Raw genomic sequence first — 519 nt, 5'->3', positions numbered from 1 at the left:
GGACCTATCTTGAACAGGATGATTGTTTTATCTGCCCGAATGGAAGGAAAGTCTTGTTTAAAAAGTATCAAACCAAAAAGAATCAGTCTGGGTATGAGCAAAGTTTTAAAATATACGAATGTGAAGACTGTACGGATTGCCCATTAAAAGCGAAATGTACGAAAGCAAAAGGGAATCGACAAGTTCACTGGAATACCGTCTTCGAAGAAATGAAAGCAAAGGCAAAAACAGCCCTTGAATGTGAAGAAAAAGCCGCTATCTATGCTCGACGCAAGGTCGAAGTAGAAAGTGTGTTCGGTCACATCAAGGGCAATCGGTTGTTCCGCAGATTTTCTTTACGGGGTCTCGACAAAGTACATGTCGAGTTTGGAATTGTGGCATTAGCCCACAACATCCTGAAAGTAGCAGGCAAACGCCAGCTACTTTCAGATCAAAACCGAAAAAATACAAAAGCAAGTGGAGAAAAACGAGTCGTTTTTCTCCACTTGCTTCATTATTAGGGACTTATCGGACAGCCCC

Annotated in this window: 1 protein-coding gene; it reads left to right on the top strand. The window is 41.8% G+C overall.

Going from position 1 to position 519, the window contains the following annotated elements; genetic code table 11:
• A partial coding sequence (locus AC3ASS_RS14460; RefSeq protein ID WP_488284178.1) for a transposase occupies positions 1–500 on the top strand: 500 nt, incomplete at its 5' end.
• Positions 501–519: the final 19 nt, after the last annotated feature.

It is taken from the genome of Bacillus sp. JST-5 (genome assembly GCF_057747715.1).
This window is presented reverse-complemented; position numbering and strand designations above follow the sequence as displayed.